This is a genomic window from Comamonas jiangduensis, from assembly GCF_030162955.1.
In the GTDB taxonomy this organism is placed as follows: Bacteria; Pseudomonadota; Gammaproteobacteria; order Burkholderiales; family Burkholderiaceae_C; genus Comamonas; species Comamonas jiangduensis.
Genome location: NZ_JARXOV010000042.1, coordinates 1 through 1,219 on the forward strand (window position 1 = coordinate 1; position 1,219 = coordinate 1,219).

Annotated in this window: 2 protein-coding genes; both read left to right on the forward strand. The window is 60.4% G+C overall.

Annotated elements, in window-relative coordinates; all coding sequences use genetic code 11:
• Positions 1-1,009, forward strand: a 1,009-nt coding sequence (locus QEP12_RS16860; RefSeq protein WP_284214983.1) for a replication initiation factor domain-containing protein, incomplete at its 5' end; no start/stop codon positions are given.
• Positions 1,006-1,219 (forward strand): hypothetical protein (locus QEP12_RS16865; protein ID WP_284214984.1); only part of this gene is annotated, 214 nt, incomplete at its 3' end. The genes QEP12_RS16860 and QEP12_RS16865, both read left to right, overlap by 4 nt.

The window sequence follows — 1,219 nt, forward strand, 5'->3', positions numbered from 1 at the left end:
CCGCTCCCACCGCGCACAGCACGCCTCGGCTTCCCCCAGTGCTGTAACACTGGGGGAAACTCCCCGCCACGCCATCGGCGGTGCAAAAGTCGACTGGCTAACCTTCACCTGGTTGCCTGAACCCGACGAACACGTCCTTGCTACCGTCCTGGACTTGCTGCGCACCCACGGTTTGAATGTTCATGCAGAGGATGGAAATGGCCATTTTGGGTTTCAGCACGGTGCACGCCTCTTTGTGCTCCTGGATGACGGTGCCCGGCACCAAGTAGGCCTCCTGGACTGGGGCGGCGACCGCATGCGAGGCCGTGCCCGCCTTGACCTCTCCGGCTCTGGCTGCTCCAAGGTCACCAATTGGCAAGGCATGCAGGACTTCCTCTACAGCGCCTGGGAATGCACCATCACCCGTGTCGACCTGGCTGTCGACTGCCTGGAAGGTGAATTCACCGTAGACGACGCCCGCGAATGGCTCAGCCAAGGCCTGTTCACAGCAGGCACAGGAGCCCCACCACGCCACAGCACGCCCGGTGACTGGCTCTCAGAAACCCCGTACTACGGGCGCACCCTGGAAATAGGCCGCCGCGAGAACGGAAAGATGCTGCGCGCCTACGAAAAAGGCCTCCAGCTTATGCCCGGTTCTGGCGACAAATGGACGCGCTTTGAGGTCGAGCTGCGCCGCAAAGACCGCGACATACCGCTCGATGTACTCACCCGCCGTGACGAGTACTTCGTCGGTGCCTACGAATGCCTCCAGCAGCTGCTTCCCGTAGCCGGTGAGCGCATCAAAACCCACCAAAAAGAAGGTGAGCTGACCGCCGAACGCATGGTGAGCTACTGCCGTGAAGCCTACGGAAAACTGGTCAACGTACTGCGTGGACAGGTTGATTCCGACGAGCTCATGGACGTCATTTCCCGCCCTGGCATTCCAAGACGACTGGAAAAGGCCAGCCTGGGCGGATTTATAGCGGGGTCGTCTCTCGCAAAACCCTCAATGAAGGAGCTAAGGCCATGAAAGCATACGTAATCGGAGTACAGATCTCGGAAGGTGTCGCCAAAGCCACCGGTAAGCCCTACTCCATCGGCAAGCTGCACGCCGCCCTGCCTATGGCTGGTGAAGGTGCCCGCGGAATGATGGGTTCTGAATACCAATGCGAACCCGCCGTCCTGCGCAAGCTGGACAACGTCAACCTGCCCGCCTACTGCGACCTGGAAATGCAGGATA